Source organism: Polymorphospora sp. NPDC051019, from assembly GCF_040683055.1.
GTDB classification, from domain to species: domain Bacteria; phylum Actinomycetota; class Actinomycetes; order Mycobacteriales; family Micromonosporaceae; genus Polymorphospora; species Polymorphospora lycopeni.
This window is the reverse complement of the sequence record NZ_JBFBCH010000032.1, coordinates 1-14,437: the sequence shown is the minus strand read 5'-3', so window position 1 is coordinate 14,437 and position 14,437 is coordinate 1. Positions and strand designations below refer to the sequence as shown.

Here is a 14,437-nt window from a genome sequence, read left to right as displayed (position 1 = left end):
CTAGGGTCGCCTTGTGGCTGCCCGCAGAGCAAGGATCCCGGCAACGAAATACCCCGTCGAGCGGCTGACGCTCGACAACGGCCTGCGGGTGGTGCTGGCACCCGACCGAACCGCGCCGGTGGTCGGCGTCGCCGTCGTCTACGACGTCGGCATCCGGTCCGAGCCCGAGGGCCGCACCGGCTTCGCCCACCTTTTCGAGCACCTGATGTTCCAGGGGTCGGCCAACCTGGAGAAGCTGGCGCACTTCCGGCACGTGCAGGGTGCCGGTGGCACCTTCAACGGCTCCACCCACTTCGACTACACCGACTATTTCGAGACGTTGCCGAGCAACGCCCTCGAACGCACCCTCTTCCTCGAGGCCGACCGGATGCGCGGCCCCCGGCTGACCGAGGAGAACCTGCGCAACCAGGTCGACGTGGTCAAGGAGGAGATCCGGGTCAACGTCCTCAACCGCCCGTACGGCGGCTTCCCCTGGCTGAAGCTGCCGCCGGTGCTGTTCGACACGTTCCCGAACGCGCACGACGGCTACGGCTCGTTCACCGACCTCGAAGGCGCCACCGTCGCCGACGCGGCCGACTTCTTCGAGCGCTACTACGCCTGCGGCAACGCGGTGCTCGCGGTGGCCGGCGACTTCGAGGTCGCCGAGGCGACCGCGCTGGTCGAGCGGCACTTCGGTGACGTACCGGCCCGGCCGGCGCCGGAGCGGCCGAGCTTCGCCGAGCCCGACCTGACCGCCGAGCGCCGGCAGTCCTACACCGACCCGCTGGCGCCGCTGCCGGCGTTCGCGTCGGCGTGGCGGGTGCCGGACCCGATCGGCGGCTTCGACGCCTACCTGCCGTACGTGGTGCTGGCCGAGGTGCTGACCGACGGCGAGGCGTCCCGGCTGGTCGAGCGGCTGGTACAGCGGGACCGCTCGGTCACCAGCGTCGGCAGCTACCTCGGCTTCATGGGCGAGGCGTTCGAGGTACGCGACCCCACCGCGCTGCTGCTCCAGGCGCACCTGCCGCCGAGCGGCGACGTCGACAAGGTGCTGCGTACGGTCGACGAGGAACTGGACCGGCTGGCCACCGACGGGCTGGCCCCGGGCGAGCTGGCGCGTACCCAGGCCCGGATGGCGACGCACCTGTTGCGCGACAACGACGCGGTGCTCGGGCGGGCCCTCGGCGTGGCGGTGCTGGAGCAGCAACGCGGCGCCCCCGAGCTGATCAACGAGTTGCCGAGGCTGGTCGGTGCGGTGACCGAGGAGCAGGTGCGGGCCGCCGCCGCCACGTTGCGGCCGGAGCGCCGGGCGACGGTCGAGGTCATCGCCGGTGCCGCGGCCCCGGCCGGGAAGGGAAAGGCGAACCAGTGACGCACACGCTCCCGCCGCTCGGGCCCAGCCGCAAGCTCAAGCCGCCGAAGGAGACCGAGCGGACCCTGCCGAACGGGCTGACCGTACTGGCCATCCGGCGCCCGGCCGTGCCGCTGGTCGAGGTACGGCTGCGGGTGCCGTTCGCCCGCGCCCACCTGGCCCGGTCCGCCCTGCTCTCCCAGACGCTGCTGTCCGGCACCGCCACGATGTCCACGGTGGACGTCGCCGCCGAGTTGCAGACCGTCGGCGGCGCGCTGTCGGCGGGGCTGGACCCCGACCGGCTGGTCGTCTCCGGCAACGGCCTGGTGACCGGGCTCGACCGGATCCTCGACGTCCTCGCCGAGGTGCTCACCGGTGCCGCCTACCCCAAGACCGAGGTCGCCGTCGAACGGGACCGGCTCGTCGACCGGATCCAGGTCGCGCAGAGCCAGCCGAGCCACCTGGCCCGCGCGGCGCTGCTGCGCCGGATGTACGGCAGCCACCCGTACGCGGTGCAGACGCCGGAGGTCGACCAGGTCGAGGCGGTCCGGCCCGGCCAGCTGCGGGCGCTGCACGCGGCCCGGATCCACCCGGCCGGCGCCACCCTGGTGCTGGTCGGCGACTTCTCGCCCGGCAAGGCGCTCGACTCGGCCGAGCGGGCGCTGGCCGGCTGGACCGGTGCCGGCGCGAACGTGACGCTGCCGCCGGCCCCGCCGCTGGCCCCCGCCCCGCTGCTGCTGGTGGACCGGCCGGGTGCGGTCCAGTCGTCGCTGCGGATGGCGCTGCCGGCGGTCGGGCGGACCCATCCCGACCATGCCGCGCTGCAACTGGCCAACCTGGTCTTCGGCGGCTACTTCTCGTCCCGCTGGGTGGAGAACATCCGCGAGGACAAGGGCTACACCTACGGCCCGCACTCGTTGATCGAGCACAGCGAGGCGGGCTCGTCGCTGGTGCTGGCCGCGGAGGTCGCGACCGAGGTGACCGGCCCGGCACTGCTGGAGACGCTCTACGAACTCGGCCGGCTCGCCTCGTTGCCGCCGAAGGAGGACGAGCTGGAACAGGCCCGGCAGTACGCGCTGGGGACGCTGCAGCTCGGAATGTCGACACAGGCCGGACTGGCGAGCCTGGCCAGCACCTATGCCGGGTTCGGGCTGCGCCTGGACTACCTGACCGAGCACTCGGCGCGGCTGGCGAAGGCGACCCGCGAGGATGTCGCCGCCGCCGCCGCGAAATACCTCGCGCCGGCCGGTGCGGTCACCGTCGTACTCGGTGACGCGGACAAGGTCGGGGCCGCGGTGGCGGCGCTGACCCCGGTCGAGCGCGGGGTCGCGTAACCGTGACGGGATGGCCGGACGGCCCGGTGCCGCCGCTGGCCCGGTCGACCCTCGACCGGGCCGCCCACCGGCGTACCGACCCGGCCTGGCTCACCGACGCCTGGAAGCGGGCCCGGGTGCTGGTCGTCGACGTGGCGGGCGGTGGCCGGGCCCTGGTCGAGGGGCCGTCGACGGCACCGGTGCTGGTGCTCCTCGACGCCGACGCGGCACCGCGGGTCGACCCGGCGGGGCGGCTCTTCCTCGGTGTCGAGCCGGACGGCACGCCGCTCTTCGCGGTCGACGCGCCCCTACCGGTCCGGCCCGACGCCCGGGCGGTGAACCTGCGTGATGTCGGGCACCTGCTCGGCGACCGGGACGCCGGGGCGTTCACCAGCGCCACGGCGCTGGCCAACTGGCACGCCGCGCAGCCTTACTCGCCGGCGTCGGGGCAGCCGACCGCGGTGGCCGGGGCCGGCTGGTCCCGGGTCGACGGGGACGGCGGGCAACTCTGGCCGCGCACCGACCCGGCGATGATCGTGGCGGTGCACGACGGGGTGCCCGGGCCGGACGGCCGCTGCCTGCTCGGCAACAACGCGGCATGGCCGGACCGCGACGGCGAGCTGCGGTTCTCCTGCCTGGCCGGCTACGTCGAGCCGGGCGAGTCGGCGGAGGCGGCGGTGCTGCGCGAGGTCGCCGAGGAGGTCGGCGTGACCCTCGACCGGATCGACTACGCCGGCAGCCAGGCGTGGCCCTTCCCGGGTTCGCTGATGCTCGGCTTCCTGGCCACGGCCGACCCGGGCCAGCCGCTGCGGCTCGACCCGGCGGAGATCGCGGTGGCCCGCTGGTTCACCCGGCGGGAAATCGCGGCGGTGCTGGCCGGGGTGCGGGTCGACGCGGGCGACGGTCGGGCGGTCACCCTGCCGATGGAGTCGTCGATCGCGTTCTTCCTGGTCAGCCGGTGGTTGGAAGGCTGATTTTCCGGGTTTTCACCCAAAGTAGTCGAATAGTTGCATATGGTCGTTCTCGAATGGACTGACGGGACGCCGCCGCCAGGCGTCCGCAGGCAAGGAGAAGCCCCTATGCGCACCAGAATCCTCGCGGCCGCCGCCGCGACCGCACTCGCCGTCGCCGTCCTGGCCACCGGATCACCGGCCGCCGCGGCACCCACCGGCGACACCACCGCCACGTTCACCATCGAGGCCGGAACCCTCGACGTCGTCGTACCGGCGACCGCGACGATCGACCCGACCGTCGTGGACGGCACGATCACCGGTGCCCTGGGCACGGTGACCGTGACCGACGGCCGTGGCGAACTGTCCGCGGCCTGGGCCGCGACCGCCTCCGCCACCGACTTCACGACCGGCGGCGGTACCGCTTCCGAAACGGTGCCGGCCAGCTCCGTGGTCTACACGACCGGGTCGACGGCGGTCGTCAGCGGTGAGCCGACCGCGACGCCCGGCGCCCCCGGGCCGCTGGACGAGCCCCTGGAGGTACTGGCGGTCACCGCGGTCGGCAGCAACGCCGTCAGCTGGAACCCCACCCTCACGATCACCCTGCCGGACGCCCTCGTCGCCGGTACCTACACCGGAACGGTGACGCATTCGGTGGCGTGACCGGTTGCCGTCGCGGGCTGCCGTGGTCCTGGCGATCCTCATCGCCGGGGCCACGGCAGCCGCCGTCCCGGCCTCGGCCGACGACGGACGTATCGGCATCCGGCTCCTGGAGGCACCCGTCGACCGGCGCGACGACCCACGGGCCCGGGTGTACGTCATCGACCACCTCAACCCCGGCACGAAGATCGAGCGCCGGATCGAGGTGGCCAACAACGCGCCCACCCCGCGCACGATCGAGCTCTACCCGGCCGGCGCGGCGATCGAGGACGACGCGTTCACCATCGCCGAGGACCGGACGGCCAACGAGCTGTCGGAATGGATCTCGCTCGACCGCCCCTCGGTCGACCTCGACCCGTACAGCCGGACGACCGTGCTGGCCACCGTCGACGTGCCGGCCGCCGCGGCCAGGGGCGAGCGGTACGCCGTCGTGTGGGCCCAGGCCAGCGCGCCGACCGGGAGCCCGGGCGCGGGAAACGTCGGCGTCGTGCACCGGGTCGGCATCCGGGTCTATCTGGACGTGGGTCCCGGTGGCGAGCCGCCGTCGAGCTTCGAGATCGGCGACCTGACCGCGAGCCGGCGGCCGGACGGCGTACCGACGATCACGGCCGACGTACGCAACACCGGCGAGCGGGCCCTCGACCTGAGCGGGTCGCTGAACCTGGTGGACGGTCCGGGGGCGATGCGGGCCGGCCCGTACCCGGTGACCCTGGGCACCACGCTCGCGCCCGGCACCGCCGGCCAGGTGGTGGTCGAACTCGACGCCCGGCTGCCCGACGGCCCGTGGACGGCCGAACTGACCCTCGCCAGCGGCCTGCTGAAGGAGACGTCGACCGTGACGTTGACCCTGCCGCCGCCGGGCGCGTCCACCCGCGCCACGGCCGGCGACGGGCGTCCGTTCCTCGGGTGGACGCTGGTCGGGGTGGCGGTGGTCGCGCTGGTCGCGGCCGGACTGCTGGCCGTACGGCACCGGGACCGGATCGCGGCACGGCGGCCCCGCGCCAGACGGGCGAGCGCCGGGGTACGGCCGGCGGGGCGTACCCGCCCCTGAACATGGTCTTGGCCCGTGACCATCGTTGCCGCGACGGCCACGGACCAAGATCCGGTCCCGTCGTTGCCGGTCGGGCGTTCTTGCACGGCGGGGGAGCCGCGCCGGCGACGACGGTGTCTCGGGGGTGTTCCGCTGTCGATCGGGTCGGTTGCTACGTGCGGCGGTGCCGTCGGCCCGGAACGGGCTCGGCGAGGCGTACGACCTTGACCCGCTGGCGGCCCGACCGCACCGCGCCCACCGAGGACGACAGGGCCCGGGCCAGCAGCAGTGCGGCGTCCCGGTCGTCGGCGCGTACGGTCTGGCGGCGCGGTTCCGGCGTGGTCTTCTCGTCGCGGAGCCGCTGGCCCTCGGCCCAGGCGGCGGCGAGGTCGTCGTCAGCGACGGCGCGGATGTCGGTCCGTACGATGAGAAACCGCATGGTGTCTCCCGGCTCGGGTTGAACCGTTACGGATAGTCAGTGGTGTTGCCCGGTCCCGGGCGGGTCCGAGCTGTGAACATTCATCTGTGGAACTTCCACGGAACACCCTTGGTTATGTTCGCCCAGGTGTTTCGGGCCGGCAAGACAAACCCGATGATCGGCTGTGAGGCCCGTCCATTCGGGGGACAAATTACATTGATGCAGTTCGTTGCTTGATCGCTGCCGGCCGCCGGTGGGTGTTCCACCAGCGGCCGGCCAGCCCTTGTCCGGGTCAACCGCGGTCGAACTCACCCGCCTTCGCCGCGCGGATGAAACCCGACCAGCGTTCGGCGTCGAAGGTCAGCACGGGGCCGCCACGGTCCTTGCTGTCGCGTACGGCGACCGGCGCGCAGGAGCCGGCGCCCAGCGCGACCTCGACGCAGTTCGCGGTCTGACTACGGGAACTCGTCCGCCAGGCGGGTGTGTCGCCGGTCGGCATGGTGGGTCGACGGTTCGTCATCGATCAACTCCTGGTGTTCGACGGCCCGGCACACGGCGCGGTGGCGCTCAGCGCCCCGGGTGAGGTTGGACTTCGCGGGTGCGTCACGCCGGTGGCCCGACCAGGGCGCCCGGTCCGGCGGTGGCGTTCGACGCGGCGGGGGCACTCGGGGTGGCGGTTCCTGGCCCGGCGCCCTCCGGCGCGGCCGTGGTCCTGCGGCGGTGCGGATGTCCCGGGCGCGGTGGCGGCACCGGCCGGGGTGCGGCGGCGTCGGCGAGCCAGGCGAGCGAATCCGCGGCCGACAACGCGGCCTCGCGGAGCCAGCCGAACACTGCCGTGTAGCGGTCGATCTCGGCGCGGTCGGTGAGCACCAGGTGGATGGAGAGCCCTTCGATCGCCAGGGTCTCCGGGTCCTGCGGGTGGTCGAACCCGTAGAGCGAGAAGCCGGTGTGCGGCAGGTACCAGTCGCCGATGGTGGCCGCCCGTGGCAGCACCCGCAGGGTCACGTTGGGCCGGGTCGCCAGCTCGTGCAGGCGGATCAGCTGACCGCGTACGACGTCCGGCGGTCCACCCCGGCTGCCGAGCGCGGCCTCGTCGACCACGGCCTCGTACCGCAGCGACGTGTCGTCGCGGGTCAGCAGCGACTGGCGGGCCAGCCGGGCGGCCACCTCGGTCTCGGCGTCGGTGCTCTCCGCCGCGCCGGCGGCGAGCGGCCGCGACGAGAGAAAGCGCACGCGGGCGTACTCGGGGGTCTGCAACAGGCCCGGGACCAGCACCGGCGCCCACTCGCGGATCTCGGCGCAGCCGGCCTCCAGTTCGGCGTAGCCGCGCTGGCGGGCGGTCATCACCGGGTACGAACGCAGCCAGGCGCGGGCGTCGCCGGCGGCCCGGGTGACCGCGACCAGATCGTCGCGCAGCGACCCGTCGACCGAGTACGCGTCCAGCAGGTCGAGCACGTCGCCCAGGTCGGGGCGGCTGCGACCGTTTTCCAGCCGGGACAGTTTGGAGGCCGAGGCCCAGCCGACCCGGGCGATCACCTGCTCCCCGGTCAGCCCCGCGGCCTCGCGCAGCCGGCGCAACTCGGCTCCGAGCCGGCGCCGCGCGGTCGGGATCGACACTGGTGACACCGACACCACTCCCTCGTCCGAATCGGTTCCGACGAGGCCGGCTCGTCGGCGATCTTTCGGGTGGCGGCCCGCACCAGTATGGCCCGCATGTCCTTGTTTTGTCGGGCGGTTTACCAGGCGTGTCATGCCGTGGACCGGAGCGGTCCGGCCCGGGCGCGGTGAGATCGAGCCCTCCGCTGCCGGCGGACATCGGCGTCGCTCGTTACTCTCCGGCGGCGGCACGGCGGCGGCCGACTCCAGTCGCGCGTGGATGGCCGTCCGGGCGCGCCGGTAGGCGCTGAGGCGTCGGTGCGGTTCGGTGTCGGTCTGGCGAGACCAGGAGGCGCTACGGCGGTTCGTGGCGTGGCCCGACCATGTTGTGATCATGAAGCGCTACCGGCGGCGGGGCCGGCTGACATCGACCACCTGGGCGGCCGAGGGAGGCGAACCGTCGACCATCTGGCGGGCGGCCCGCGCGCACCTCACCGACCGGTGCGACTGACGGATCGCGGACGACCCGCAAGGCTCTGGAGAAACGCACAGACCCCGGCTCGCGGCCGGGGTCTTCCGCGTTGAGGGTCGCCGCGCGGTGCGGTCAGGCGGTCACGCCCAGTTCGGCCAACGTGTTCTTCACCTGGACGATCGTGGGGTTGGTCAGGACCGACTCGCCGCCGTTGGGGGAAACTATGCGGACCGTGGGTACGGTCTGGTTGCCACCGTTGACGCTCTCCACGAACTTCGCCGCCGCCGGGTCCTGCTCGATGTCGACCACTTCGTAACCGATGCCTTCGCGGTCGAGTTGCGACTTCAGCCGGTGGCAGTAGCCGCACCACGGCGTGGAGTACATCGTCAGCATGGTCAATCCTCCTGGGGATGAGAGATGTGTCCTTGATCGGACCCACCAGGAACTTCAACGTACGGAGAAGCTGCCATGATTCCTACCTGTGGGGGTTGATGCGGGGAGGCGTTCCGGGTCGCACGGTCCGGGGGCGGACCCTAGGTCGCACGGTCCGGGGGCGGACCCTGGATCGCACGGTCCGGGGGCGGGACGGGTGACGGCCGACCACGTCCTGGCCGGGCTCGACCCGGAGCAGCGGTCGGCGGTGACCGCCCCGGCCGGCCCGGTCTGCATCCTGGCCGGTGCCGGCACCGGCAAGACGAGGGCGATCACACACCGCATCGCCTATCGGGCCCTGTCCGGTGCGATCGCCGGCCGGCACGTGCTCGCGGTGACCTTCACCGCCCGGGCGGCGGCGGAGATGAGGGCCCGGCTGGCGTCCCTCGGCGTCGGAGGGGTGCAGGCCCGCACCTTCCACGCCGCCGCACTGCGGCAGGTCCGCTACTTCGCCCCCCGGCTGCTCGCCGGTCGGGAGATGCCCGAGCTTCTCGACAGCAAGGTCCGGCTGGTCACCCTCGCCGCCGCCCGGGCCGGGCTGCGCACCGACCGCGCCGCCGCCCGCGACCTGGCCGGTGAGATCGAGTGGGCGAAGTCGTCGCTGGTCGAGCCGGGCGACTATCCGGTCGCCGCGGCCAAGGCGATGCGGGAGACACCGCACGAGCCGGCCAAGGTCGCCGAGGTCTTCGCCGCCTACGAGAAGATCAAGCGCGGCAACGGTGTGATCGACTTCGAGGACATGCTGCGGGCCGCGGTCTGGGGGATCGAGGAGCACCGCGACGTCGCCGATCAGGTCCACGCGCAGTACCGGCATTTCGTCGTCGACGAGTACCAGGACGTCAACCCGCTGCAACAGCGGCTGCTCGACGCCTGGCTGGGCGGCCGCGACGACCTGACCGTGGTCGGCGACGCCAGTCAGACCATCTACTCGTTCACCGGGGCCACCTCCGGCTACCTGATCGATTTCCCGCGCCGGCACCGCGCCGCGGTCGTGGTCCGGCTCGTCCGCGACTACCGGTCGACGCCGCAGGTCGTCGGGCTCGCCAACGCGGTGATCCGGCAGGCCCGGGGCACCGAGGCCAAGTTGCGGCTCGAACTGGTCGGCCAGCGCCCACCGGGGCCCGAACCCGATGTGCGGATCTTCGCCGACGAGCCGGCCGAGGCCGCCGCCGTCGCCGCCCGCTGCCGGCAACTGGTCGACGCGGGCACCCCGACCCGCGAGATCGCCGTACTGTTCCGCACCAACGCCCAGTCCGAGGCGTACGAGAAGGCGCTGGCCGAAGCCGAGGTGCCATACGTCGTACAGGGCGCGGAGCGGTTCTTCGAGCGCCCCGAGGTGCGCCAGGCGGTGATCGCGCTGCGGTCGGCGGTCCGGTCGACACCGGGTGAGACGCCGCTGGTCACGGCCGTCGTCGACGCGCTCACCGCCGTCGGGTGGGCACCCGACCAGCCGCCACCCGGCGGTGCGGCGCGGGAGCGGTGGGAGGCGCTGGCCGCGCTCGTGCAGCTCGCCGAGGAGCACGCGGCCCGGCAGCCGGTGCTGCCGATCGGCGAGGCCGCGGCCGTCGAGCGTCCGGTCACCCTCGCCGACTTCTGCGAGGAACTGCAGCGGCGGGCCGCCCAGCAGCACGCCCCCACCGTCGAGGGGGTCACCCTCGCCTCGCTGCATTCGGCGAAGGGCCTCGAGTGGGACGCGGTCTTCCTGGTGGGCCTCTCCGACGGCACGCTGCCGACGACGTACGCCAAGACCGCCGAGCAGATCGAAGAGGAGCGGCGCCTGCTCTACGTCGGGGTGACCAGGGCGCGGGAATCGCTCTGGCTGTCGTACGCCGTGGCGCGCTCGCCCGGTGGCCGGGCGCGCCGGCCGTGCCGGTTTCTGCCCCAGTTCGACCGGCCGGGTGGCGATCGCGGCCGAGCCGCTGCCGGTGGCAGTCGGAAACCCGACGTTCGACGAAACCAGGTGGTTTCCTGCCGGGTTTGCGGCGGCACCCTGCTGGCCGGCGTCGACCGCAAACTGGGCCGCTGCCCCGACTGCCCGTCCGACCTCGACGAGGAGTTGCTCGACCGGCTGCGCGAGTGGCGCGGCACGGTCGCCTCGACGCAGAAAGTCCCTGCGTACGTGGTGTTCACCGACGCCACGTTGATGGCCCTGGCGGAGCGCCGTCCGACCCGGTCCGAGGAGTTGCTGGCGATCGCCGGTATCGGCCCGCGAAAGCTCGCCCTCTACGGCGCCGCGGCGATCGCGCTGGTGGGCGGTGCGTCGGTGGCCGAAGTGACGCCGGAAAAAAGTTCTCCGGAAGAGCCGTAAAACCGTTTGCCCTCGCCACCGATGCAGGCATAGCCTCATGGCACACCTCGCGAGCGGCGGCGTTGCGGCTGCTCAAAGGGTGTACGAGACCGTGTCAGTGACGAGGGAAGCGTGAGGAGGCGGCACCCATGGAGTTCTATGTCAACCAGCGTTCGGCGGGGCTGTCTGCTGCCCTCGTGTCGGTGCCAGTCGTCAGACTGCTGCCGGCCGCTGACGCTGCCCTACTGCCCGTGACGCACCCGGCGCCGACCCAGGCCGAGCTGATCCTGGCGCCGAAATCCGTCCAGGGCAAGGGGATCAGTGGCTTCGCCGGCGGCGATGTCCCGAACGCTCCGAAGCGTATGGACGTCCGCGGAGTTCCACCTCGAGGAAGGCCGGTCTAGGAATAGACCACCGGCTCACCTCGAGGCCGCGGAACCCGTAACCGGGATCCGCGGCCTTAGTTTTTTGTCTCACCCAGCAACGACGATCCACAAGATCGAAGCGAGAGAGAGGTGACCGGGCGATGAGTCTGGCGCTGGCCCCCGTCGACGTCAACGTCGAACTGGAGGCGAACCTGCCCTGCCGGAAGTTCGACCCCGACCTGTGGTTCTCCGACGCCCCCGCCGAGCTGGAACTGGCCAAGTCGCTGTGCGGCGACTGCCCGCTCCGGGCCGCGTGCCTGGCCGGTGCGGTCGACCGCGCCGAGCCGTGGGGGGTCTGGGGTGGCGAGATCTTCGAGCGTGGCGCGGTCGTCCCGCGCAAGCGGCCCCGTGGCCGTCCGCGCAAGGAGGACGTCGCCCGCGACCAGGTCCTCCGGGTCGAGGTCGAAGCGCGGATGGCGGCCAACGGCCTCGCCGAGTCGCGCAGCAGCGTCCGGCTGGCGGCCTGACATGAACCCGATCCGTAAGTCCGCCGGTGTCGTACCGGCAATGAAGAACGAAATGACCATCGTCACTGCGACTCCGAGTGGGGCCGACACCATGTATCTCATCCAAGAAGCGTTGTCCCGAGCGCGAATGCGCCGGCCTCAGGCCGGCAAGACCACGCGCACTGAGGCAACCCGATCCGCCCGTACCATCTCGATGCAGGCCCGCCGGCAGGCGGCCCGGGACATAGGCGGCTACTGATAGATGACCGGTCAGGGGCTCGGCGGGGTATCCCGTCGAGCCCCTGACCGTTTTCCGAACCGTCCTCGACCGGCCGGTGCGAGCGCGCGCCGGCCGGCGGGTCAGGGGATCGGGGCGAAACCGGGCAGCCAGCGTTCCAGGATCGAGCGGTAGGGCGCCTTCGCCTCCAGTTGGGACAGCACCCCGATCGAGCCGAGCGTCACCCGGTGGATCAGCAGGTAGGAGGGTGGCAGGTTGAGGTGCCGGTTGAGCTGGTAGGCCGGTGACCTGGGATTGCCCAGCCGGGTCGCCTCGGAGCGCAGCCAGGCGCGGGTGAACCGGAACTCGTCGAGGGCCACCGGTTCCAGCATCGGCAGGATGAAGTCGAGCAGCGCCTGCGCGTCGATGTCGTCGGTCTGCTTGACGAAGCCCTCCTCGCGGAGGCCGTCGATGACCGCCTGCGCGTCACCGGCCAGCGCGAGCCGGACCAGCCGGCCGATCGGCTCCGGGTGGCCGCCGGGCAGCCGGGCCACCGCCCCGAAGTCGATGACGCCCAGGCGCCCGTCCGGCAGCAGCCGGAAGTTGCCCGGGTGCGGGTCGGCGTGCAGGAGCCCGGCGCGGGCCGGTGCCGAGAAGTGCAGGACGGCCATCAGCCGGCCGGCCCGGTCACGCTGTTCCTCGGTGCCTTCGTTGATGATCTGCGACAGCGGGGTGCCCTCGACCCACTCGGTCACCAGCACGCGGGGGGCGGAGGCGACCACCTTCGGTACGAAGATCTCCTCGTCGCCGGCGTACGCCTTGTGGAACGCCCGTTGGGACGTCGCCTCCAACTCGTAGTCGAGTTCCTCGGTGATCCGTTCCCGCAGTTCGGCGAGCAGCGGCTTGATGTCCAGACCCGGCTGGATGGCGCGGAACATCCCGCCGAGGCGGGAGAGTTGCTTGAGGTCGGCCAGCAGGGCGTCGCCGGCACCCGGGTATTGGATTTTGACGGCGACGGGCAGTCTCGCCTTGGCGCGGGTCTTCCAGACCGCCCGGTGCACCTGGCCGATGCTCGCCGCCGCGGCCGGTGAATCGTCGAACTCGACGAACTTCGCCCGCCAGTCCTCGCCCAACTGCTCGGCGAGCACCTTGTGCACGGTGGCCGCCGGAAGCGGGGGCGCGGCTTCCTGCAACTTGGTCAGCGCCTGCCGGTAGGGGGCCGCGATCTCTTCCGGGAGTGCCGCCTCGAACACCGACAGCGCCTGCCCGAACTTCATCGCGCCACCCTTGAGCTGCCCGAGGACGCTGAAGAGCTGTTCGGCCGTACGTTGCTGGATCTCGGCCGACACGACGTCGGAGGCCAGCCCGGTGACCCTCTTGCCCAGGCCGAGAACGGTCCGCCCCGCGAAGCCGAGGGGCAGAGCGGCGAGCTTGGCGGTGCGGGCCACGGCCCGACGCGGGATATCGGTCACCAGATCATTGTTACCGACTCGGCCCGTCGTTGGCCGCCATGCGGCGGTCGCCGGGGCCATTGGTGCCCTCGCCGTACCGGCGCCGACCGCGCCGGATGCAGTCGCAGCGTGGGTGGGGTGGCCAGGCCCGGCGCCGAATCCGCCCGGGTGCGCAGATTTCCACGGCCGCCCCCACCGTCTCCGGGGTGGCGCCGTCGAGGTGGGCAAGGATCTCCGCGGTGGCGAATCCCACCGCGGCGATCAGGGTCGCGGTGCTGCACGGCTCCTCGAAACTGCTCGCCGCCAGTTGGGCGGCCAGTGCCGGCCAGGCCGGATCGCGGTCCAGCCGGTGCAGGTCGAGACAGTGCAGGCAGGGGGAGCCGTCGGCCGGGACGAGTGGCCCGACGACCGGTGTGCCGTCGCGTACACCCAGCAGCAGGTGCGCCTGCCGGCGGGCGGCGAAGCCGGCGGCGAGCAGTTGCGCCGGCCGGTCCATGCCGACCTGCACGACGAGCCCGGCCCGGCCCCGGCGTACCGGACGGGTGTCGGTGCCTGGTGCCGCCCGGGTGATCGCGGCGGCGAGTGCCTCGGCCCGGGGCCGGCGTACGTCTCCCGGGCCGAAACCGCCACCGACCGTCTCGGTCGGGCCCACCTCTCCGTCGAGTTCCGGGCTGACGTGACCGACGCCGGACTGGGCCAGGGCCACCGCGACGGGGGCGGCGAGCCGGCCGCGTCCGGTGACCACCACCCGGGCGGCGGCCCGGCGTCGCAGGACCTGGGCCGGGCTGCCGGGGGCGTCGGCGCCGCGCAGGGCGATGGCGTTGGCCTCGGCCGCCAGCCGGCGCCGGGCGGGCTCCGGCAGGTTGCCGGGCAGCAGGGCGTGGGCGCCCAGGACCAGTCCGGCGGCCCGCAGCGCGTCGATCAGGGTGCGGACGTCGTCGCGCGGTACGCCGATGCGGGCCGCCCGGTCGAGTACGGCGCGTTCGCTGTGCGAGCCGTCGAGCAGGTCGAGCAGGCGTGCCGCTCCCGGGTGGGCGACCTCGACCACGACGGCGTGGGCGGGATCCAGCCCGAGCTGGAGGGTGTGCCGGTCACGCCAGAGCCGGACCAGACCGGGGAGCAGGGTCGGGCGGGGAAGCGACGTTCTCGTCATGAGATGACACGCTGTCACCGTTGCCGAGCGCTCTGTCGTTCGTTATCCACAGTCAGCCGCCGCCGTATCCGGCGTTATCCACAGCGAAACCGGGGTTATCCACAACCCGCGGGTAGCTACTGTCGTGCCTCCGACACGCTGCGTCGGCACCTGGCGCGCGGGTGGGCTTGACCCGGTTTGACGGACATCTGAGATCCGTGGGGCTGTGCGCCCTCGGGAAGAATGTTCATCATGGAAGGCATGGGGAGCAAGCCGCG

15 protein-coding genes are annotated in these 14,437 nt (G+C 72.6%); 9 read left to right on the top strand and 6 right to left on the bottom strand.

Annotated elements, in window-relative coordinates; translation table 11 throughout:
* The first annotated feature begins 13 nt into the window (after positions 1-13).
* The 5 genes from AB0M79_RS33725 (at position 14) to AB0M79_RS33705 (ending at position 5,304) form a co-directional block, all read left to right on the top strand.
* Complete coding sequence (locus tag AB0M79_RS33725) at positions 14-1,351, top strand: pitrilysin family protein (protein ID WP_364221997.1); 1,338 nt, start codon at positions 14-16, stop codon at positions 1,349-1,351.
* The gene (locus AB0M79_RS33720; protein WP_364221994.1) at positions 1,348-2,664 is read left to right on the top strand and encodes a pitrilysin family protein; all 1,317 of its coding nucleotides are present in this window, start codon (positions 1,348-1,350) and stop codon (positions 2,662-2,664) included. The genes AB0M79_RS33725 and AB0M79_RS33720 overlap by 4 nt, the downstream gene beginning before the upstream one ends.
* A 2-nt stretch (positions 2,665-2,666) precedes the next feature.
* Positions 2,667-3,617, top strand: coding sequence for an NAD(+) diphosphatase (gene nudC, locus AB0M79_RS33715; RefSeq protein ID WP_364221991.1), 951 nt, complete (start codon positions 2,667-2,669; stop codon positions 3,615-3,617).
* Between the two features lie 105 nt (positions 3,618-3,722).
* On the top strand, positions 3,723-4,256 hold the full coding sequence (locus AB0M79_RS33710) for a hypothetical protein (protein WP_364221988.1): 534 nt from the start codon (positions 3,723-3,725) through the stop codon (positions 4,254-4,256).
* A gap of 4 nt (positions 4,257-4,260) precedes the next feature.
* Complete coding sequence (locus AB0M79_RS33705) at positions 4,261-5,304, top strand: hypothetical protein (RefSeq protein ID WP_364221986.1); 1,044 nt, start codon at positions 4,261-4,263, stop codon at positions 5,302-5,304.
* Between the two features lie 151 nt (positions 5,305-5,455).
* On the opposite strand, the gene AB0M79_RS33700 is transcribed toward AB0M79_RS33705, so the two are convergent.
* The 3 genes from AB0M79_RS33700 to AB0M79_RS33690 all read right to left on the bottom strand — a co-directional run bounded on the left by AB0M79_RS33700 (position 5,456) and on the right by AB0M79_RS33690 (position 7,327).
* Entirely contained in the window at positions 5,456-5,722 is a 267-nt protein-coding gene (locus AB0M79_RS33700; RefSeq protein WP_364221983.1) for a hypothetical protein, read from the bottom strand.
* 271 nt (positions 5,723-5,993) lie between these two features.
* Positions 5,994-6,221: a DUF397 domain-containing protein gene (locus tag AB0M79_RS33695; RefSeq protein WP_364221980.1), complete on the bottom strand. Its 228-nt coding sequence runs from the start codon at positions 6,219-6,221 to the stop codon at positions 5,994-5,996.
* A gap of 83 nt (positions 6,222-6,304) precedes the next feature.
* Entirely contained in the window at positions 6,305-7,327 is a 1,023-nt protein-coding gene (locus AB0M79_RS33690; RefSeq protein WP_364221977.1) for a helix-turn-helix transcriptional regulator, read from the bottom strand.
* Between the two features lie 298 nt (positions 7,328-7,625).
* Here AB0M79_RS33690 and AB0M79_RS33685 point away from each other — a divergent pair, with 298 nt between their 5' ends.
* Positions 7,626-7,808 (top strand): hypothetical protein, encoded by a 183-nt coding sequence (locus AB0M79_RS33685; RefSeq protein WP_364221974.1) that lies wholly within the window; start codon positions 7,626-7,628, stop codon positions 7,806-7,808.
* A gap of 93 nt (positions 7,809-7,901) precedes the next feature.
* On the opposite strand, the gene AB0M79_RS33680 is transcribed toward AB0M79_RS33685, so the two are convergent.
* Positions 7,902-8,162 (bottom strand): mycoredoxin, encoded by a 261-nt coding sequence (locus AB0M79_RS33680; protein ID WP_357533279.1) that lies wholly within the window; start codon positions 8,160-8,162, stop codon positions 7,902-7,904.
* A 196-nt stretch (positions 8,163-8,358) separates the two neighbouring features.
* On the opposite strand from AB0M79_RS33680, the gene AB0M79_RS33675 reads away from it, so the two are divergent.
* The 3 genes from AB0M79_RS33675 (at position 8,359) to AB0M79_RS33665 (ending at position 11,380) form a co-directional block, all read left to right on the top strand.
* Complete coding sequence (locus AB0M79_RS33675) at positions 8,359-10,509, top strand: ATP-dependent DNA helicase UvrD2 (RefSeq protein WP_364221971.1); 2,151 nt, start codon at positions 8,359-8,361, stop codon at positions 10,507-10,509.
* 128 nt (positions 10,510-10,637) lie between these two features.
* Positions 10,638-10,892: a hypothetical protein gene (locus AB0M79_RS33670; protein WP_364221968.1), complete on the top strand. Its 255-nt coding sequence runs from the start codon at positions 10,638-10,640 to the stop codon at positions 10,890-10,892.
* A 122-nt stretch (positions 10,893-11,014) separates the two neighbouring features.
* Positions 11,015-11,380, top strand: a complete 366-nt coding sequence (locus tag AB0M79_RS33665) for a WhiB family transcriptional regulator (protein WP_357533273.1) — start codon at positions 11,015-11,017, stop codon at positions 11,378-11,380.
* A 339-nt stretch (positions 11,381-11,719) separates the two neighbouring features.
* Here the strand turns inward: AB0M79_RS33665 and AB0M79_RS33660 are convergent, their stop codons facing one another.
* Both AB0M79_RS33660 and AB0M79_RS33655 read right to left on the bottom strand, forming a co-directional pair.
* Positions 11,720-13,048: an AarF/ABC1/UbiB kinase family protein gene (locus AB0M79_RS33660; RefSeq protein WP_364221965.1), complete on the bottom strand. Its 1,329-nt coding sequence runs from the start codon at positions 13,046-13,048 to the stop codon at positions 11,720-11,722.
* Between the two features lie 10 nt (positions 13,049-13,058).
* Positions 13,059-14,180, bottom strand: coding sequence for a hypothetical protein (locus AB0M79_RS33655; RefSeq protein WP_364221962.1), 1,122 nt, complete (start codon positions 14,178-14,180; stop codon positions 13,059-13,061).
* Positions 14,181-14,437 lie beyond the last annotated feature (257 nt).